Origin of the sequence: Robertmurraya korlensis NBRC 107688, from assembly GCF_001591645.1 — a bacterium.
Taxonomy (GTDB): domain Bacteria; phylum Bacillota; class Bacilli; order Bacillales; family Cytobacillaceae; genus Robertmurraya_A.
Genome location: NZ_BCVH01000006.1, coordinates 131,199 through 149,256 on the forward strand (window position 1 = coordinate 131,199; position 18,058 = coordinate 149,256).

At 38.9% G+C, this 18,058-nt stretch carries 17 protein-coding genes; all 17 read left to right on the forward strand.

Annotated features, from left to right (window positions below; translation table 11 throughout):
- The first annotated feature begins 4 nt into the window (after positions 1–4).
- The 17 genes from ylqF (at position 5) to fliF (ending at position 18,058) form a co-directional block, all read left to right on the forward strand.
- The gene (gene ylqF, locus BKO01S_RS10855; protein ID WP_066053215.1) at positions 5–880 is read left to right on the forward strand and encodes a ribosome biogenesis GTPase YlqF; all 876 of its coding nucleotides are present in this window, start codon (positions 5–7) and stop codon (positions 878–880) included.
- Positions 881–969: 89 nt separating this feature from the next.
- Positions 970–1,743 (forward strand): ribonuclease HII, encoded by a 774-nt coding sequence (rnhB, locus tag BKO01S_RS10860; RefSeq protein WP_066053218.1) that lies wholly within the window; start codon positions 970–972, stop codon positions 1,741–1,743.
- A gap of 22 nt (positions 1,744–1,765) precedes the next feature.
- A complete protein-coding gene (locus BKO01S_RS10865) occupies positions 1,766–3,523 on the forward strand; it encodes a TP0910 N-terminal domain-containing protein (RefSeq protein WP_066053221.1) in 1,758 nt (585 codons plus the stop codon).
- Positions 3,523–3,807: a FlhB-like flagellar biosynthesis protein gene (locus BKO01S_RS10870; protein ID WP_066053483.1), complete on the forward strand. Its 285-nt coding sequence runs from the start codon at positions 3,523–3,525 to the stop codon at positions 3,805–3,807. Before BKO01S_RS10865 ends, BKO01S_RS10870 begins: the two co-directional genes overlap by 1 nt.
- A 220-nt stretch (positions 3,808–4,027) precedes the next feature.
- On the forward strand, positions 4,028–5,185 hold the full coding sequence (sucC, locus tag BKO01S_RS10875) for an ADP-forming succinate--CoA ligase subunit beta (protein WP_066053224.1): 1,158 nt from the start codon (positions 4,028–4,030) through the stop codon (positions 5,183–5,185).
- A gap of 15 nt (positions 5,186–5,200) precedes the next feature.
- Positions 5,201–6,103 (forward strand): succinate--CoA ligase subunit alpha, encoded by a 903-nt coding sequence (gene sucD / locus BKO01S_RS10880; RefSeq protein WP_066053227.1) that lies wholly within the window; start codon positions 5,201–5,203, stop codon positions 6,101–6,103.
- A gap of 75 nt (positions 6,104–6,178) precedes the next feature.
- Positions 6,179–7,051: a DNA-processing protein DprA gene (gene dprA / locus BKO01S_RS10885; RefSeq protein WP_066053230.1), complete on the forward strand. Its 873-nt coding sequence runs from the start codon at positions 6,179–6,181 to the stop codon at positions 7,049–7,051.
- A gap of 305 nt (positions 7,052–7,356) precedes the next feature.
- Positions 7,357–9,432 (forward strand): type I DNA topoisomerase, encoded by a 2,076-nt coding sequence (topA, locus tag BKO01S_RS10890; RefSeq protein ID WP_066053233.1) that lies wholly within the window; start codon positions 7,357–7,359, stop codon positions 9,430–9,432.
- A gap of 261 nt (positions 9,433–9,693) precedes the next feature.
- Positions 9,694–11,001, forward strand: a complete 1,308-nt coding sequence (trmFO, locus tag BKO01S_RS10895) for an FADH(2)-oxidizing methylenetetrahydrofolate--tRNA-(uracil(54)-C(5))-methyltransferase TrmFO (RefSeq protein WP_066053236.1) — start codon at positions 9,694–9,696, stop codon at positions 10,999–11,001.
- A 61-nt stretch (positions 11,002–11,062) separates the two neighbouring features.
- The gene (gene xerC / locus BKO01S_RS10900) at positions 11,063–11,965 is read left to right on the forward strand and encodes a tyrosine recombinase XerC (protein WP_066053239.1); all 903 of its coding nucleotides are present in this window, start codon (positions 11,063–11,065) and stop codon (positions 11,963–11,965) included.
- Positions 11,966–11,982: 17 nt separating this feature from the next.
- The gene (gene hslV / locus BKO01S_RS10905) at positions 11,983–12,525 is read left to right on the forward strand and encodes an ATP-dependent protease subunit HslV (RefSeq protein WP_066053242.1); all 543 of its coding nucleotides are present in this window, start codon (positions 11,983–11,985) and stop codon (positions 12,523–12,525) included.
- A 10-nt stretch (positions 12,526–12,535) separates the two neighbouring features.
- The gene (gene hslU, locus BKO01S_RS10910; protein WP_066053245.1) at positions 12,536–13,942 is read left to right on the forward strand and encodes an ATP-dependent protease ATPase subunit HslU; all 1,407 of its coding nucleotides are present in this window, start codon (positions 12,536–12,538) and stop codon (positions 13,940–13,942) included.
- Between the two features lie 126 nt (positions 13,943–14,068).
- Positions 14,069–14,848, forward strand: coding sequence for a GTP-sensing pleiotropic transcriptional regulator CodY (gene codY, locus BKO01S_RS10915; protein WP_066053248.1), 780 nt, complete (start codon positions 14,069–14,071; stop codon positions 14,846–14,848).
- Positions 14,849–15,252: 404 nt separating this feature from the next.
- A complete protein-coding gene (flgB, locus tag BKO01S_RS10920; RefSeq protein WP_066053249.1) occupies positions 15,253–15,645 on the forward strand; it encodes a flagellar basal body rod protein FlgB in 393 nt (130 codons plus the stop codon).
- A 2-nt stretch (positions 15,646–15,647) separates the two neighbouring features.
- Entirely contained in the window at positions 15,648–16,076 is a 429-nt protein-coding gene (gene flgC / locus BKO01S_RS10925) for a flagellar basal body rod protein FlgC (RefSeq protein WP_066053252.1), read from the forward strand.
- 14 nt (positions 16,077–16,090) lie between these two features.
- A complete protein-coding gene (fliE, locus tag BKO01S_RS10930) occupies positions 16,091–16,396 on the forward strand; it encodes a flagellar hook-basal body complex protein FliE (RefSeq protein ID WP_084362044.1) in 306 nt (101 codons plus the stop codon).
- Positions 16,397–16,462: 66 nt separating this feature from the next.
- A complete protein-coding gene (fliF, locus tag BKO01S_RS10935; RefSeq protein ID WP_066053254.1) occupies positions 16,463–18,058 on the forward strand; it encodes a flagellar basal-body MS-ring/collar protein FliF in 1,596 nt (531 codons plus the stop codon).

Below are 18,058 nucleotides of genomic sequence, written 5' to 3' on the forward strand. Positions count from 1 at the left end.
ACCCATGACGATTCAATGGTTTCCAGGGCATATGGCAAAGGCGCGCAGACAGGTCACGGAAAAGCTAAAGCTTGTTGACATCATATTCGAACTAGTGGATGCAAGAATACCGTATTCTTCTAGAAATCCAATGATAGACGAGATTATTCAGCATAAGCCAAGGTTAGTACTATTAAATAAGGCGGATATGGCCGATCCAAGGATTACAAAGGATTGGATCCGATTTTTTGACGAAAAAGGAATAAAGGCACTTGCCATTAATTCTCAAGCTGGAGTAGGAATGAAAGAAATTGTCTCTGCATCTGAATTAATCTTAAAAGAAAAATTTGATCGTATGAAAGCAAAAGGTGTTGTGAGACCGCGAGCGATTCGAGCAATGATTGTCGGAATTCCAAATGCGGGAAAATCAACGCTTATCAATCGACTAGCGAAAAAGAACATTGCAAAGACTGGGAATACACCAGGTGTAACGAAAGCTCAACAGTGGATTAAAGTAGGCAAGGAGTTAGAGCTTTTAGATACACCGGGGATATTATGGCCAAAATTCGAAGATCAAGAAGTAGGCTCAAAGCTTGCTTTAACAGGGGCCATTAAGGATACCATTCTTAACTTGCAGGATATATGTGTATATGCTCTTCGTTTTTTAGAACGTGAATATCCAGAACGCTTAAAGGAGCGTTTTCAGCTTGAATATATCCCTGAGGATATAGTGGACTTCTTTGATCAAATCGGAAAGCGTAGAGGCTGTTTAATGGGCGGTGGCGAGGTAGATTATGACAAGGTAGCTGAATTAGTCATCCGAGATTTTCGCTCTGAACTATTCGGTCCTATCACGCTAGAAAGACCATCTGATCTAGTTGCTAGTGATGTGGAAGAGTAAACAAGGGAGCCTTCTTTTTTGAGAAGGCTTTATTTTTTTGACTACATGCCGATATACAAGATATAAGTGCCTGAAGGGAAGTACTAGTTTTGGATAGATTAACCATTGATGATATTCAGAGGAAGTTAGAAATAGTTGAGGATGTAAAAGACCCTTTTTTTATTGATATTCAAAAGGATAGTAGAAAAGGCGTTCAGCAATTAGTGAAGAGATGGATGAAGAGAAAAGAGTCACTAGAACAGGCTAGGCTGAAACTTTTCGAACTAAGCGAATATGAGAGATTATATAAAAGCCAAGGATTTACTTTTATTGCAGGGATCGATGAGGTTGGAAGGGGCCCGCTCGCAGGCCCGGTCGTTGCTGGGGCTGTTATTCTACCAGATGACTTTCAAATCTTAGGAATAGATGACTCTAAAAAACTAACGGAAACAAAGCGTGAGGAGCTGTATGAATTAATTCGAAAAGCTGCTGTCTCCATTGGTATTGGAATAATTGAAGCAAAGGAAATTGATAAAATCAATATTTATGAAGCAACCAAAAAAGCAATGTATGTGGCCATTAACGAATTACATATCAGTCCTGATTTTCTATTAGTGGACGCTATGAAATTAACAACGCCAATCCCATCTGAAGCGATTATTAAAGGGGATAGCAAAAGTATTTCTATTGCAGCCGCTAGCATTATCGCTAAAGTCACGAGAGACCGAATGATGAAGGAGCTAGCCAAAAGCTTTCCGGAATACGGGTTTGAAAAAAATATGGGATACGGTACAAAGGAACATACTGAAGCATTACAGCTTTACGGAGCGACTCCTCATCATCGAAGATCGTTCGCGCCTGTTAAAGAATTAAACAAACAATAAACGAAAAGAGGAGGGAACTCACTTGATACAAGCTAATCTTGTTCATACAATGATCAATCGGCCGGAATCTCTAGAGGGAAACAAGCAAAGCTTTCGAGCTGGACAAGTATTTCAGGGGAAGGTGTTGAAGCTTTTCCCAAATCAGACTGCAGAAGTGCAAGTGGGTTCTCAAAAAGTAATTGCCCAATTAGAAGTTCCTCTTTCAGCAGGAGAACGATATTGGTTTCAGGTACAACAAGGAGAAGGGCAGGTCCATCTGAAGGTACTCACAGAAGGAAAAGGGACGGGGAAGGTCGATTTGGAAGGACTACTAAAGCAGTTCTCAATTCCTGAAACAAAGACGAGTACTACCTTATTACGTTTTTTCCTCAGTGAGCAATTGCCGATAACAAAAGAGTCGCTTTCTCTTGCAACCAGCCTGTTTCAAGGGAAAGCAATGACAAAGGATGATTTAGAGGCAATCAAACAGATGATTAGCAGGGAGCTACCTTTAACTAAGACCACATTTGAGGCGGTAAGGGCAACAATGAATAGCCCATTGCTTCATGGTGTAATGGCCTCCTTAAATAACGAGCTTGACTCTCTAGACACACTGCCTCAAGTAGGTACTCGCTTAAAAGAAGTGATAGAACCATTTATTCAAACAGGGACAGATAGACTTTCTGGTCAAGTTCTGCAGGAGGTAGTTAGAGGTTGGAGTCAAGGGAAGGATCTCTTGACCTCTGATCAAGCATTTAAAGCATTACAGCAAATGGGAATCCTACCTAATGAGGATGAAAATCATTTATTGCTGCAAGCGTCCAAGAAGCTAACTGGGTTTTCAGAAGGAAAAGTACAAGCTCAGCTCCCTGGAATAGATCAAGTTGCAAAACAAGTATCTGCTCTGTTATCAGCAGGGAAAACAGAGGATATTTCTACCTTAATGAAAAGCTGGATCAGTGGGTTGACAAAGGATCCTCAGTTTAATAATCAAACGATGAAACAATTACTCTTTTTATTATCACCAAACATCGACTCAGTGACATATGAAAAGACGGTTTCCTCTCTAGTAAGTAAGGACGGAACTGAGGCTAATAAAGCTCTTAATAAAGAAGTACTCCAGCATCTGCAAGCGTTACAGTCACAAATAGAGAGTGAGCCGGTAGAAGACTTTAAATCATTGTTAAAATCAACCGCATTAACGTTGGGACTTTCTCATGAAGCAGAATCATTTGATATGATTAAAGGAAGAGTGCCAGATGAAGGTACAAAAGTAGAGAATATAAAATCGTTATTGATTCAGTTACTGAATGAAGATATTCCGCCTAAGGTGAAGGATCAAGCAGAAGTTTTACTGAACCGGTTAACTGGGATACAACTCCTGTCATCTGATACGACCCCGGTTCAACAGATTGTCATGCAGATTCCGCTTGCTTTGATGAACAAGCAAACGGATCTTACCATCCAGTGGAATGGCAGAAAGGACTCGAATGGAAAAATCGATCCTAGCTATTGTCGTGTTCTTTTTTACTTAGATTTAGAGCATATGAATGAGACGATCATTGATATGCAAATTCAAAATCGAATAATGAAAATTACGATTCTTAGTGAGAACGAAAATATTAAAAACCTTTCCTCCCCTTATTTAGCTGGCTTAAAAGAGAACTTACACAAACTAGATTACCAGCTTTCTAATGTTAGCTTTCAAACTAGGGCTGAAAGAGCAGTTGTCAAAACGAAGAAAACAACGAATTCTAGTCCATTAACCTTATCTTATAGTGGAGTGGATATAAAAATATGATGAATGCAAAGCATAAAAGAAAAGAAGCGATTGCTCTAAGTTATGAAGTAACGAAAAATGACGCTCCAAAGGTAATCGCAAAAGGAAAAGGATTGGTAGCTGATAATATTCTTGAGAAGGCAAAGGAGAATAATATTCCGATTCAGGAAGACCCGACGCTAATTGAGTTATTAAGTAAGCTAAATATTAATGACAGTATCCCAGAAGAGCTGTATCAAGCGGTGGCTGAAGTGTTTGCATTTGTTTATCGTACAGATAGAGAAGTAGGAAAAAGTAAATCTTAAATCCTACTTCTTTTTATTTTTTTATTTCTGAATAATTTAATATTTTGTGTGAAATAGTAGACAAGGTATGCGTTGTTTTATAAAATGAAAGCGCAGTCTTGTTTTTTAAAGTTATGATATGATCAAAGGGAAAATGAAATGCAGGCAGGAATGCAGAAATAAGTGTAGAATATCTTTATTGCTGCAATAGTCAAAAGCAAGATTAGAAGGAGGATGGGAAATGAATATCCATGAGTACCAAGGGAAAGAAATCCTCAGAAAATACGGGGTTGCTGTTCCAAATGGGAAGGTAGCATTTACAGTTGAAGAAGCGGTGGAAGCTGCAAAGGAACTTGGAACACAGGTTTGTGTAGTAAAAGCCCAAATCCATGCAGGTGGACGTGGTAAAGCTGGTGGGGTTAAGGTTGCTAAAAACTTGGATGAAGTCCGTACATATGCGAGCGAAATTCTTGGGAAAACACTCGTCACTCACCAAACTGGTCCTGAAGGAAAAGAAGTAAAACGTCTATTAATTGAAGAAGGCTGTGACATTAAGAAAGAGTACTATATTGGTTTAGTACTAGACCGTGCAACTTCTCGTGTCGTGTTAATGGCTTCAGAAGAAGGCGGGACAGAAATTGAGGAGGTAGCAGAAAAAACTCCTGAGAAAATCTTCAAAGAAGTGATTGATCCGGTTGTTGGCTTAACAGGCTACCAAGCTCGTCGTATTGCATTTAATATTAATATTCCAAAAGAATTAGTAAATAAAGCAGTAAAGTTCATGATGGGCTTATATCAGGCATTTGTTGAAAAGGATTGCTCAATCGCTGAAATTAACCCACTTGTTGTAACAGGTGACGGAAATGTAATGGCGTTAGATGCAAAGTTAAACTTTGATTCAAATGCACTATATCGTCAAAAAGACGTATTAGAATATCGTGACCTTGATGAGGAAGATGCAAAGGAAATCGAAGCATCGAAATACGACCTCAGCTATATTTCTTTAGATGGAAATATCGGTTGTATGGTTAACGGTGCGGGTCTTGCGATGGCAACTATGGATATCGTTAAGCATTACGGTGGAGATCCCGCAAACTTCCTTGACGTTGGGGGCGGAGCTACAGCTGAAAAGGTAACAGAAGCTTTCAAAATCATCCTTTCTGACCAAAATGTAAAAGGTATTTTTGTCAATATCTTTGGCGGAATTATGAAGTGTGACGTTATTGCTACTGGTGTTGTAGAAGCGGCTAAGCAGGTTGGTTTAAACGTACCTTTAGTGGTTCGTTTAGAAGGAACAAATGTTGAATTAGGTAAGAAAATTCTTGCTGAATCAGATATCAACATTATTGCTGCAGAATCTATGGCTGACGGCGCACAAAAAATCGTTTCATTAGTATAAGGAAGGGGAATTGATGTGAGCGTATTTATTAATAAAGATACTAAAGTGATAGTTCAAGGGATTACTGGATCTACAGCCCTTTTCCATACAAAACAAATGCTAGAGTACGGAACGCAAATTGTCGCTGGTGTGACACCAGGTAAAGGTGGAACAGAGGTAGAAGGTGTTCCTGTATTTAACACAGTTGCAGATGCTGTAAAGGAAACAGGAGCTAATGCTTCCGTTATTTACGTTCCTGCACCATTTGCTGCTGATGCCATTCTAGAAGCGGTAGATGCAGAGCTTGATTTAGCGATCTGTATTACCGAGCACATTCCAGTATTAGACATGGTAAAAGTAAAACGCTACATGGAAGGGAAAAAGACTCGCTTAGTTGGTCCTAACTGCCCGGGTGTGATTACTCCTGACGAATGTAAGATTGGTATTATGCCAGGATATATTCATACAAAGGGTCATGTAGGTGTTGTTTCACGTTCTGGAACACTAACGTACGAAGCGGTTCATCAATTATCACAAGCAGGTGTTGGTCAATCTACAGCAGTTGGTATTGGTGGGGACCCGGTTAACGGAACAAACTTCATAGATGTATTAAAAGCATTTAATGAAGACCCAGAAACATATGCGGTTATTATGATCGGTGAAATTGGTGGAACTGCTGAGGAAGAAGCGGCAGAGTGGGTAAAAGCTAACATGACTAAGCCGGTTGTTGGCTTCATCGGTGGTCGTACCGCACCTCCAGGAAAGCGTATGGGCCATGCTGGTGCGATTATTTCAGGTGGTAAGGGAACAGCTGACGAAAAGATTCGTGTATTGAATGAATGCGGAATTCAAGTGGCTGACACACCTTCCGTTATGGGAGAAACATTGATAAAGGTATTAAAAGAAAAAGGTCTTTACGATCAATGTAAAACTCACTAAAAATTCAAATAGTCCCTCTTTTTAGAGGGGCTATTTGTGATATTATTAAAATATTAATTTTAAGGAGGTATCTATATGGAGTCCTTTTCATTACGATTATGCCATTTGCTACACTGTCGTGGTATTGGATGGAAAATGGTTTACCATATATTAAAGCATGATCCCCAGCTCAAAGAGCTATATTCTCCAACTTTCCTCTATCAAGTACAAGAGCTTCCGTCGTCTATCATTCACCCCTTACTTGAAGATCTACAATCACCAATCTTATTGGACCAAATCCGGCACTACCAACAAAATGATATTAAGATTATCACATACTTTGATTCAGTGTACCCAGAATTATTAAAGGAAACATATCAGCCACCCTGGGTGTTGTACGCAAAGGGAGATATCTCTCTGCTTGGAAAGCAAACAAAGCTTGCTGTCGTTGGTTCTAGACAGGCCACAGAGTATGGAAAAAGAGCGATTGATCGGTTGTTTCCGCCTCTAATTGAAAAAGGAATTATCATTGTTAGCGGATTAGCCTTAGGTGTTGACACGCTCGCTCATGAAGCAGCCATTCGTTTAGGAGGAAAAACAATAGCGGTCATTGCTGGAGGGATCTATCATATCTACCCACAAACGAACCAAAGACTCGCTCTAAATATAATGAAAAACCATTTGCTGATCTCCGAGTATCCTCCTAATACCACTCCTTCCCGCTGGCAATTTCCGATGAGAAATAGAATTATTAGTGGCATATCCAATGGCACATTTATAATAGAAGCAAAAAGAAAAAGTGGGTCATTAATCACTGCAAATTTTGCTGTTCATGAAGGACGAGAGGTCTTTGCTCTACCGGGGAATATCTTTAGTCAGTATTCCTCAGGAACAAATGACCTTATTCAGCAAGGAGCAAAGTTAGTTAGAAGTCATGAAGACATATTAAATGAATTATTTTATGCATAATGTTTGTGTTTCAATTGAACATCTAATATGATGACAAAAAGGTGGGAAAATCAAAAAACAATCGATTTACCATACTTTTTCCTCAATTTTTTATATAATTTTATGAAAAAGGTTGAAATATCGCTCAAACTGTTATACATTTTGCAACAGAAGTTCGAAATAAAAAGTAAAAATTAAGGGCACATATGCTGAAACCGTTTACGATTTATTTGACAAGTTTCTATAAAAAGTTTAATAATAATGAATATTTACAATAAACATTTAATAATAAAAATTTATATCATCCCTCTTGAGGAGGACAATAGATGTCGGAGTTTTTAGTAATCGTAGAGTCGCCAGCAAAGGCGAAAACGATTGAAAGGTACTTAGGAAAAAAATATAAGGTTAAGGCCTCTATGGGGCATGTTCGCGATCTTCCAAAAAGCCAAATGGGTGTGGACGTTGAACATGAGTTCGAACCAAAGTATATTACTATACGTGGAAAAGGACCGGTTCTAAAGGAATTAAAAACAGCTGCGAAAAAAGCAAAGAAAATATATCTAGCGGCTGACCCGGATCGCGAAGGGGAAGCAATTGCTTGGCATTTAGCGCATACTCTAGATGTTGATATCCATTCGGATTGCCGTGTTGTTTTTAATGAAATTACGAAGGATGCAATTAAAGAATCTTTTAAGCATCCAAGGCCAATTAACATGGACTTAGTGGATGCCCAGCAAGCCCGAAGAATTTTAGACCGTTTGGTTGGCTACAATATTAGTCCATTATTTTGGAAAAAGGTAAAAAAAGGGCTTAGCGCAGGCCGAGTTCAATCGGTAGCTGTACGGTTAATTATTGACCGTGAAAACGAAATTAAAGAGTTCATCCCTGAAGAATACTGGACGATTGAAGGCGAATTTTTAAAGGGGACAACCGTTTTTGAGGCTGACTTCTATGGAATTGTAAATCAGCGTATGGAGCTAAAATCAGAAGAAGAGGTAAAATCGATTTTAGCAAAAATGAATGGGAATAAGTTTGAAGTAACCTCTGTGACCAAAAAAGAACGAAAAAGAAATCCAGCTGTTCCTTTTACAACTTCGTCTTTACAGCAAGAGGCTGCAAGAAAATTAAATTTCCGTGCAAAAAAGACAATGATGCTAGCCCAACAGCTTTATGAAGGAATCAATTTAGGTAAAGAAGGTACCGTCGGTTTAATTACATACATGAGAACAGATTCAACCAGAATTTCTGAGGTAGCACAAGCAGAAGCAAGTCAATATATTGAGTCTACCTACGGAGCAAACTTTTTACCTGAAGAGAAGCGCAAAGAGAAAAAAGGTGCAAAAACTCAAGATGCCCATGAGGCAATCAGACCGACGAGCACGCTACGTGACCCTTCAAGCATGAAAGAATTCTTGTCACGGGATCAACTGAGACTTTATAAGTTAATTTGGGAGCGTTTCGTAGCTAGCCAAATGGCACCAGCTGTCATGGACACGATGAGTGTAGATTTAAAGAATGGTGAGGTAATCTTTAGAGCTACAGGATCGAAGGTTAAGTTTCCAGGTTTTATGAAGGTGTACGTTGAAGGAACGGATGATCAAACAGAGGACAAGAACAAAATGCTTCCTGATTTAAAGGAAGGTGATACGGTCCTCCAAAAAGACATCGAACCGAAACAACACTTTACCCAGCCGCCTCCTAGATATACGGAAGCTAGATTAGTTAAGACGTTGGAGGAACTGGGGATTGGTCGACCATCGACATTTGCTCCAACACTAGATACTATTCAAAAACGTGGATATGTTACCCTTGATAATAAACGGTTCATTCCAACCGAGCTTGGAGAGATCGTGCATGAACTAATGGTAGAATTCTTCCCAGATATCTTAGATGTCGAATTCACTGCAAAAATGGAACAAGAATTAGATAATGTTGAAGAAGGAAAAACTAAATGGGTACGTATCATCGATGAGTTTTATCGAGGTTTTGAAAAGCATTTAGACAAGGCCGAAAAGGAAATGGAGCAGGTTGAAATTAAAGATGAGCCTGCAGGTGAGGATTGTGAACATTGTGGCCATGAGATGGTATATAAAATGGGCCGCTACGGAAAATTCATGGCTTGTAGTAATTTCCCGGATTGCCGTAACACAAAAGCAATCGTAAAGGATATCGGTGTTAAATGCCCAAATTGTAAAACTGGAAATATAATAGAAAGAAAAAGTAAAAAGCGTCGAATCTTCTATGGTTGTGATACATTCCCAGAATGTGATTTCATCTCGTGGGATAAACCGCTGCCTAGGAATTGCCCAAAATGTGAATCACTATTGATTGAGAAAAAGCTTAAAAAAGGTGTCCAAGTTCAATGTATTAGTTGTGACTACAAGGAAGAACCACAAAGCTAAGGGTGAGCACTATGCTCACTCTTTTTATTGCGTAAGAAGATATCCAGCTACAGTGCCTAGGGGCTCGAGGTCGTAAGTCAATCCTCTCCGGAAATCAGGATTTCCTATGAGGCTTGCCTTACGCTTGTCGCCCCTGACCAAGGCACTTCCGCTTTTAATACTTGAAACTTTATACTTTTTGATTCGTAGTGTAAAATGCAGAAGGAATATGGAGAAGCTAATACAAAAAAAGATACATACGAGCTATTGGAGGTTCATAAAATGATAGATGCAACAGTGAATGTAATAGGAGCAGGGTTAGCTGGAAGTGAAGCAGCATGGCAACTTGCCAATCGAGGGATAAAGGTTCGCTTGTACGAAATGAGACCAGTAAAGCAAACACCTGCACATCACACAGATAAATTTGCTGAGTTGGTTTGTAGTAACTCCCTTCGTGCCAATAATTTAACAAATGCAGTCGGAGTCCTGAAGGAAGAAATGAGAAAGTTAGACTCTGTGATTATCTCTTCTGCCGATGCATGTGCAGTTCCAGCAGGTGGAGCTCTTGCCGTTGATCGCCATGAGTTTGCAGCACATGTAACTGACAAAGTAAAGAACCATCCCAATGTAACAGTTATTCATGAGGAAATAACAGAAATCCCAGAGGGACCTACTGTTATAGCAACTGGACCTTTAACAAGTCCAGCACTTTCAGCTAAGCTGCAAGAATTAACAGGCGAGGAATATTTATATTTCTATGACGCAGCGGCTCCGATCATTGAAAAGGATAGCATTGATATGGATAAGGTGTACTTAAAATCCCGATATGATAAAGGGGAGGCAGCTTATCTTAATTGTCCTATGACCGAAGAGGAGTTTGATCGGTTTTATGAAGCACTTATTTCAGCTGAAACCGTTCCTTTGAAGGAGTTTGAAAAGGAAATTTTCTTTGAAGGTTGCATGCCAATAGAGGTAATGGCAAACCGAGGAAAGAAAACGATGCTTTTTGGTCCAATGAAGCCCGTTGGTCTCGAGGATCCAAAAACAGGAAAGCGCCCATTTGCTGTTGTTCAGCTTAGACAAGATGATGCTGCAGGTACACTTTACAATATTGTTGGATTTCAGACACATTTGAAGTGGGGACCACAAAAGGAAGTCCTTTCATTAATCCCTGGTTTAGAAAATGCTGAAATCGTAAGGTATGGTGTAATGCACCGTAATACTTTCATTAATTCTCCTAAGGTACTAGAACCAACGTATCAGTTCAAAGCTCGTAAGGATCTATTCTTTGCTGGTCAAATGACAGGAGTAGAAGGCTATGTAGAATCTGCAGCAAGTGGATTAGTTGCTGGTCTTAACGCAGCCAAACTTGTGCAAGGAGAAGAGCCTGTAGTGTTCCCAGGGGAAACAGCAATTGGAAGTATGGCAAGATATATTACAAGTACAAGCTCAAAGAATTTTCAGCCAATGAATGCGAACTTTGGTTTATTCCCTGAGTTACCTACTAAGATCAGAGGAAAAAAAGAAAGAGCGGAGCATCATGCTAATCGTGCTTTAGAAACAATTCAGAACTTTGTGAAAAATTTGTAAATTGCTTGCAAGGGTATGTGAATTGTGTTACGATTTAGGAGCCTTTGTGAGGTGACGAATATTGTCAGAAGATGTGAACGTTTCAGCAAAGTTATTTTTTGAATATTTACAAATAGAAAGAAATTATTCACAATATACAATTGAGCATTATCAAGTTGATGTTAGGGATTTCACTCTTTTTATGCAGGAGCAATCGTTAAAGGACTATGCCAATGTCGAGTACTCCGATGTCAGGCTATATTTGACGAAGCTCTTTGAAAAGAATTTATCCAGAAAATCTGTCGCGAGAAAAATATCTAGTATGAGAAGCTTTTACCGGTTCTTATTAAGAGAGAACCTCGTACAGAATAATCCTTTTGCTCAAGTGATTATGCCGAAGCAGGAAAAGAGATTGCCCGATTTTTTTTATGAAGAGGAGCTTAAAGCACTATTTTTAAGCTGTGACGCTAATAGTCCAACAGGGCAGAGGGATCTTGCTTTGCTAGAAATTTTATATGCTACTGGCATGCGCGTAAGTGAATGTTGTCAGCTTCGTTTAAAGGATATTGACTTATACATTGGAACGGTACTTGTTCATGGAAAAGGACAAAAGGATCGATACATTCCATTTGGTAGCTTTGCCCAAGAAGCGATTGATACATATATAAACAATGGTAGAAAAACACTCCTTGGGGTAAAGCATTCACACGATTCATTATTTGTTAACTTTCGTGGAGAACCACTTACGACAAACGGAGTTAGGCATATTCTTGATCGAATGATAAAAAAGTCTACTTTAAACGGATCGATACATCCGCATAAGCTAAGACATTCCTTTGCGACACATCTCCTCAATAATGGAGCAGACATGAGGAGTGTTCAAGAACTGTTAGGGCATGCGTTTTTGTCTTCTACGCAAATTTATTCACATGTTACAAATGATTACTTGCGAAAAACATATATGGCCCACCACCCTCGGGCTTAAGCTTTAGGAGGAATAATATGACGCAATTCCATGCAACCACAATTTTTGCTGTACGTCATAATGGTCAATGTGCCATGTCTGGAGATGGTCAAGTAACCTTTGGAAATGCTGTTGTAATGAAACACACAGCTCGTAAGGTTAGAAAGTTATTTAACGGCAGAGTATTAGCAGGATTTGCCGGTTCTGTTGCTGATGCCTTCACACTATTTGAAATGTTTGAAGGCAAATTAGAAGAATATAATGGTAACTTGCAACGAGCATCTGTTGAACTTGCAAAACAGTGGAGAAGTGATAAAGTTCTTCGGCGTCTGGAAGCGATGCTAATTGTTATGAACGACAAAGATATGCTATTGGTTTCTGGTACGGGAGAAATCATTGAACCAGATGATGGTATCCTTGCAATTGGATCTGGAGGGAATTATGCGCTATCCGCAGGAAGGGCATTAAAGAAGTATTCTGGAGAGCATCTAACGGCAAAGGAAATCGCAAAAGCTTCCCTTGAGATTGCCGCTGAAATTTGCGTATATACAAATCACAATATTATCGTTGAAGAGCTTTAGGAGGGATCGAATGGTCACTAAAGGGACAAATCTAACCCCACGCCAGATTGTTGAACGATTGGATCAGTATATTATTGGGCAGAAGGATGCAAAGAAAGCAGTAGCGGTTGCACTTAGGAATCGTTATCGACGAAGTTTGCTCGACGAAAGTTTAAGAGATGAAATTAATCCAAAGAATATATTAATGATCGGACCTACCGGTGTGGGAAAGACAGAAATTGCTAGGAGAATGGCAAAGCTGGTAGCTGCACCTTTTATAAAGGTAGAAGCAACGAAGTTTACGGAAGTTGGCTATGTCGGTCGTGATGTTGAATCAATGGTAAGAGATCTTGTCGAAACGGCAGTTAGGCTTGTAAAAGAAGAGAAAATGCAAAAAGTGAAAGAGCGAGCAGAAGATAATGCAAATAAGCGTCTGGTTGATTTGTTAGTGCCTTCTGCAAAAAAGGCAACAGGCTATAAAAATCCTTTGGAGATGCTATTCGGTGGAGGTGGTGCGCAGGAACCAGAACCAGCACCTACCGAAGACATGAATATCGTGGAAAAGAGGAAGGTCGTTGCTGATAAGCTTTCTAAAGGAGAGCTTGAAAATGAAATGGTTACTGTTGAGGTTGAAGAACAGCAACCTTCCATGTTTGATATGCTTCAAGGTTCTGGAATGGAACAAATGGGAATGAATATGCAGGATGCCCTAGGTGGGTTAATGCCGAAAAAACGAAAAAAACGGAAGCTTTCGGTTCGGGAGGCAAGAAAGGTTTTAACGAATGAGGAAGCATCCAAGCTAATTGATATGGATGAGGTAACGTCGGAAGCTGTCTTCCGTGCTGAGCAAACAGGAATCATCTTCATTGATGAGATTGATAAAATTGCTAGTAAAAGTGGTGGCGGATCTTCTGCGGATGTATCTCGTGAGGGAGTACAAAGAGATATTCTGCCGGTTGTTGAAGGATCGACTGTTGTTACGAAACATGGATCAGTTAAGACAGACCATATTCTATTTATGGCTGCAGGTGCTTTCCATATCGCCAAGCCGTCTGATTTAATACCGGAGCTTCAAGGACGTTTTCCAATTAGAGTAGAGCTAACGAAGCTAACGGTAGATGATTTTTATAAAATACTAATTGAGCCTGACAATGCACTTATTAAGCAATACCAAGCATTGTTGTTAACTGAAGGTATAGAAATTGAATTTTCTGACGATGCTATTCGTAAGATTGCAGAAGTTGCTTATGATGTAAATCAAAATACGGATAACATTGGAGCAAGACGATTGCATACGATTTTGGAAAAGCTTCTAGAGGACCTGTCCTTTGAGGCGCCAGATATCACTATGGAAAAAATTACAATCACACCACAGTATGTGGAAGAAAAGCTGGGAGCTATTTCCCGCAATAAAGACTTAAGCCAGTTTATATTGTAAGTTAGGTTTGATTCCCTCGTAATGGGGGAATCAAACGATATTATGTTACACTAACTAGTCCAATACATATGCAGAATTCAAAGTAAGTGCTACTGCAATGGTTTTAGCTAATAGGAGGAAGAACAAATGGATTTACTGTCAAAAACAAGAAAGATTAATGCTCTACTACAAAAGGCAGCAGGAAAACCGGTTAACTTTAAAGAGATGTCAGAAACATTAAGTGAAGTTATTGAAGCGAATATTTTTATCGTTAGTCGTCGTGGAAAATTATTAGGTTTCGCGGTAAACCAACAAATTGAAAACGACCGTATTAAGAAAATGCTTGAAGATCGTCAGTTCCCAGAGGAATATACAAATAACTTATTTAATATTAGTGAAACGTCACCTAACCTAGATGTAAATAGTGAGTACACGGCTTTCCCAGTGGAAAATAAAGAACTATTTAAGAACGGGTTAACGACGATTGTTCCAATCATCGGCGGAGGAGAAAGACTAGGAACATTAATCCTCGCAAGAACACAAGAGCAATTCCATGATGATGACTTAATTCTTGGAGAGTATGGCTCTACTGTTGTAGGTATGGAGATTCTAAGAGAAAAAGCCGAAGAAATTGAAGAAGAAGCAAGAAGCAAGGCAGTTGTACAAATGGCGATTAGCTCCTTATCATACAGTGAGCTTGAAGCAATTGAGCATATCTTTGAAGAGCTTAGTGGAAAAGAAGGATTATTAGTTGCTTCAAAGATAGCTGATCGTGTAGGAATTACAAGATCTGTAATTGTAAATGCATTAAGAAAACTAGAAAGTGCTGGTGTCATCGAATCACGTTCGTTAGGTATGAAAGGAACGTATATAAAAGTACTAAACGACAAGTTCTTAGTTGAATTAAGTAAATTAAAATCAAGCTAATAAAAAAAACCCCTTATTTCAAAAAGAAATAAGGGATTTTTTATGGTACATTTCGACAAAATTCTACTTTTTCTTTACAATGAAAATGCCTTCACTTATGCTAAATACACAAGAAAAAATAAGTCTAACTCACTAGTCCTTTATTCTTATTGAATCATTGGACCTAATGAACGGTAAAAATGACAAAAATATGCACATGATTCCAATCTTTTCAGTGTTTTTCTAATAGGTCGATTCGAATAAAATAGGACTTATAGATTAAGTATTTCGCCCTTATTGAGATAGACATCCTATATGCGATTTATTAAAATTAGTAGTATGATTGTTTTGCAGAATCCGACGTAAAACTACAAGTTTCTGCACCAATCAACAAAATATATATTTTTATATATGAGGTGGAGAACTTGAAGCTTTTTTCAAATACAATTAGTACGCTAGAAAATGCGTTGAATTATTCTTCTACAAAACAAAAAGTGATTGCACAAAATATATCCAATGCTGATACCCCGGGATATAAGGTCAAAAATGTGAGCTTTAAATCAGAACTTAATGAAGCGATGTCTTCTGTTTCTAGTAAACGAACGAACAGTAAGCATTTTGCGATTCAAAGCTCGGGCCGAACGGGGATATCGATTACTACTGATCGTACAACATCATATAACCACACGGGGAACAATGTGGATATTGATAAAGAAATGTCCGACCTTGCAACTAATCAAATTTATTATAATGCCATGATTGAAAGAATTAGCGGAAAGTTTAACTCACTACAAACAGTCATAAAAGGAGGCAGATAACCATGTCGATTTTTCATAGTATAAATACTTCTGCATCTGCTTTAACAGCACAGAGATTGCGCATGGATGTTATCTCTTCCAATATGGCCAACGTAGACACAGCTGGGTATCGAAGGAAATCAGTTGTACTTCAACCGAAGGAAGGAAATTTTTCCTCCTTTATGAGCCAGGCTATGTCCAAACAGACAATAGGTGCTGGAAACGGTGTGAAGGTTTCAAAAATTGTTGAGGATGAAGAGACTCCTTTTAAACTTGTATATGACCCTGAACATCCTGATGCGGATGAAAATGGCTATGTAGAACTTCCGAATGTCGATCCACTTCGTGAAATGGTGGATTTGATTAGTGCTACTAGATCATATGAAGCAAACGTCACTGTATTGAATGCATCTAAAGGAATGCTTATGAAAGCATTAGAGATCGGTAAATAAAAGGAGAATGAGTTATGACTATATCAATACCGTCTGTATCTAAAGTTTTTCAAACAAATGCAGCAGTATCTGCTCCATCTACTACACCATTCGAAGCACAAAAAAGTTTTGCGTCCGTATTAAAGGATTCAATTGAAAAAGTTAACCAAACACAAAATCAATCGGATGTTATGACGGAAAAATTGGCAAGAGGTGAAAATGTAGACCTCCACCAAGTTATGATTGCTAGTCAAAAAGCAAGTATCACCATGTCTGCAACGATTGAAGTTAGAAATAAAGTGATTGAAGCATACCAAGAAGTAATGAGAATGCAAGTTTAATAGCTTTTGTGCTAGAGAGGTGCTATAGGCACCTTTTGGCATGACACACTGAACCGGAGGAACGAGATGAACCAATTGCAGAAACAATTAGATGCAATAAAAGAATATTGGACAAGTCGTTCTAAAAAGCAAAAAATGTTCTTTGTCGGCGGTTTAGTGTCTTTAGTGGCACTGATTTCAATAGTAACGTTTTTTGCAACTAGAACGACTTTAGAACCTTTATATAGTAATCTTTCACCAGCCGAAACAGGGGCTATAAAAGAAAGCTTAGATGCAAGAGGAATTGTATCTGAGATTGCTGATAATGGAACGACAATATTAGTACCAAAAGAGAGTATTGACACGTTGAAGGTCGAACTCGCGGCGGAAGGTATACCGAATTCAGGTAGCATTGATTATTCATTTTTTAGTCAAAACGCTGGTATTGGTATGACAGAGAATGAGTTTAATGTAATGAAGCTTGATGCGATGCAAACAGAGTTAGCTAACCTAATGAAGGGTATTGAAGGGATTAATGATGCGAAGGTTATGATCAATCTTCCAGAGAAAGGGGTCTTTGTAACTGATGTTTCAGAAGCGGCCAGTGCTTCTATCGTACTTAACACGAAACCTGGTTATGAATTTGAGGAAAGCCAGATCAAAGCGTTGTACCATCTAGTTTCAAAGAGTGTTCCCAATCTCCCTACAGATAATATCGTCATCACGAACCAAAACTTTGAGTACTTTGACTTAAATAATGAAGGAAATTCTTCAGGTTCAACTTTTGTTGCTCAAAACGATATAAAGAAACAGATTGAACGAGATGTTCAACGCCAAGTGCAAAGTATGCTTGGTACCTTAATGGGACAAGACAAAGTAGCAGTAATCGTTACAGCTGATGTTGACTTTACACAGGAAAATCGTGAAGAAAATCTTGTGACTCCTGTAGATGAAGAGAACATGGAAGGTATCGCAGCTAGTGCCCAAAAGATTACAGAAACCTTTACTGGTGATGCAGCTGATGTTGGTGGTGAACCAGTAACTGAGGATGCAGCAGACTCTCTTGGTACAGGCTATTTAGAGGGAGCAACAGGAACGGGTGATTATGAAAGAATTGAAGAGACAATCAACTACGAAGTGAATAAAATCCGAAAAGAAATTGTTGAAAGTCCATATAAAATCAGAGATTTAGGAATTCAAGTAATGGTAGAACCTCCAACTGCGGATGATCCTACGACATTACCTCAAGAACGTGTTGACGATATTACACAAATGCTAGCTTCTATTGTTCGTACTTCCATTGATAAAACAACTGTTGATGGTGAGTTAACAGACGAAGCGATTCAAGATAAAATTTTAGTTTCTGTCCAACCGTTTAATGGAAAAACAGAATTTGAAACACAAGTAACAGCATCCCTCCCATGGTGGACTTATGCAATCGGAGGCATTCTTTTAGCGACAATTATCGTATTAATTGTTCTTTTCATGCGTGCAAGAAAGAAGCGAGCACTAGAAGAAGAGATTGCCCAGGAATCATACATGACGCCTATCTCTATTCGTGACCTAGATGAAGACAAGGAAGAGACAGAAGGATCGCTAAGAAAGAAACAATTAGAAAAAATGGCGAAAGAAAAGCCAGAGGATTTCGCAAAACTATTGCGTTCATGGATTGCTGAAGACTAG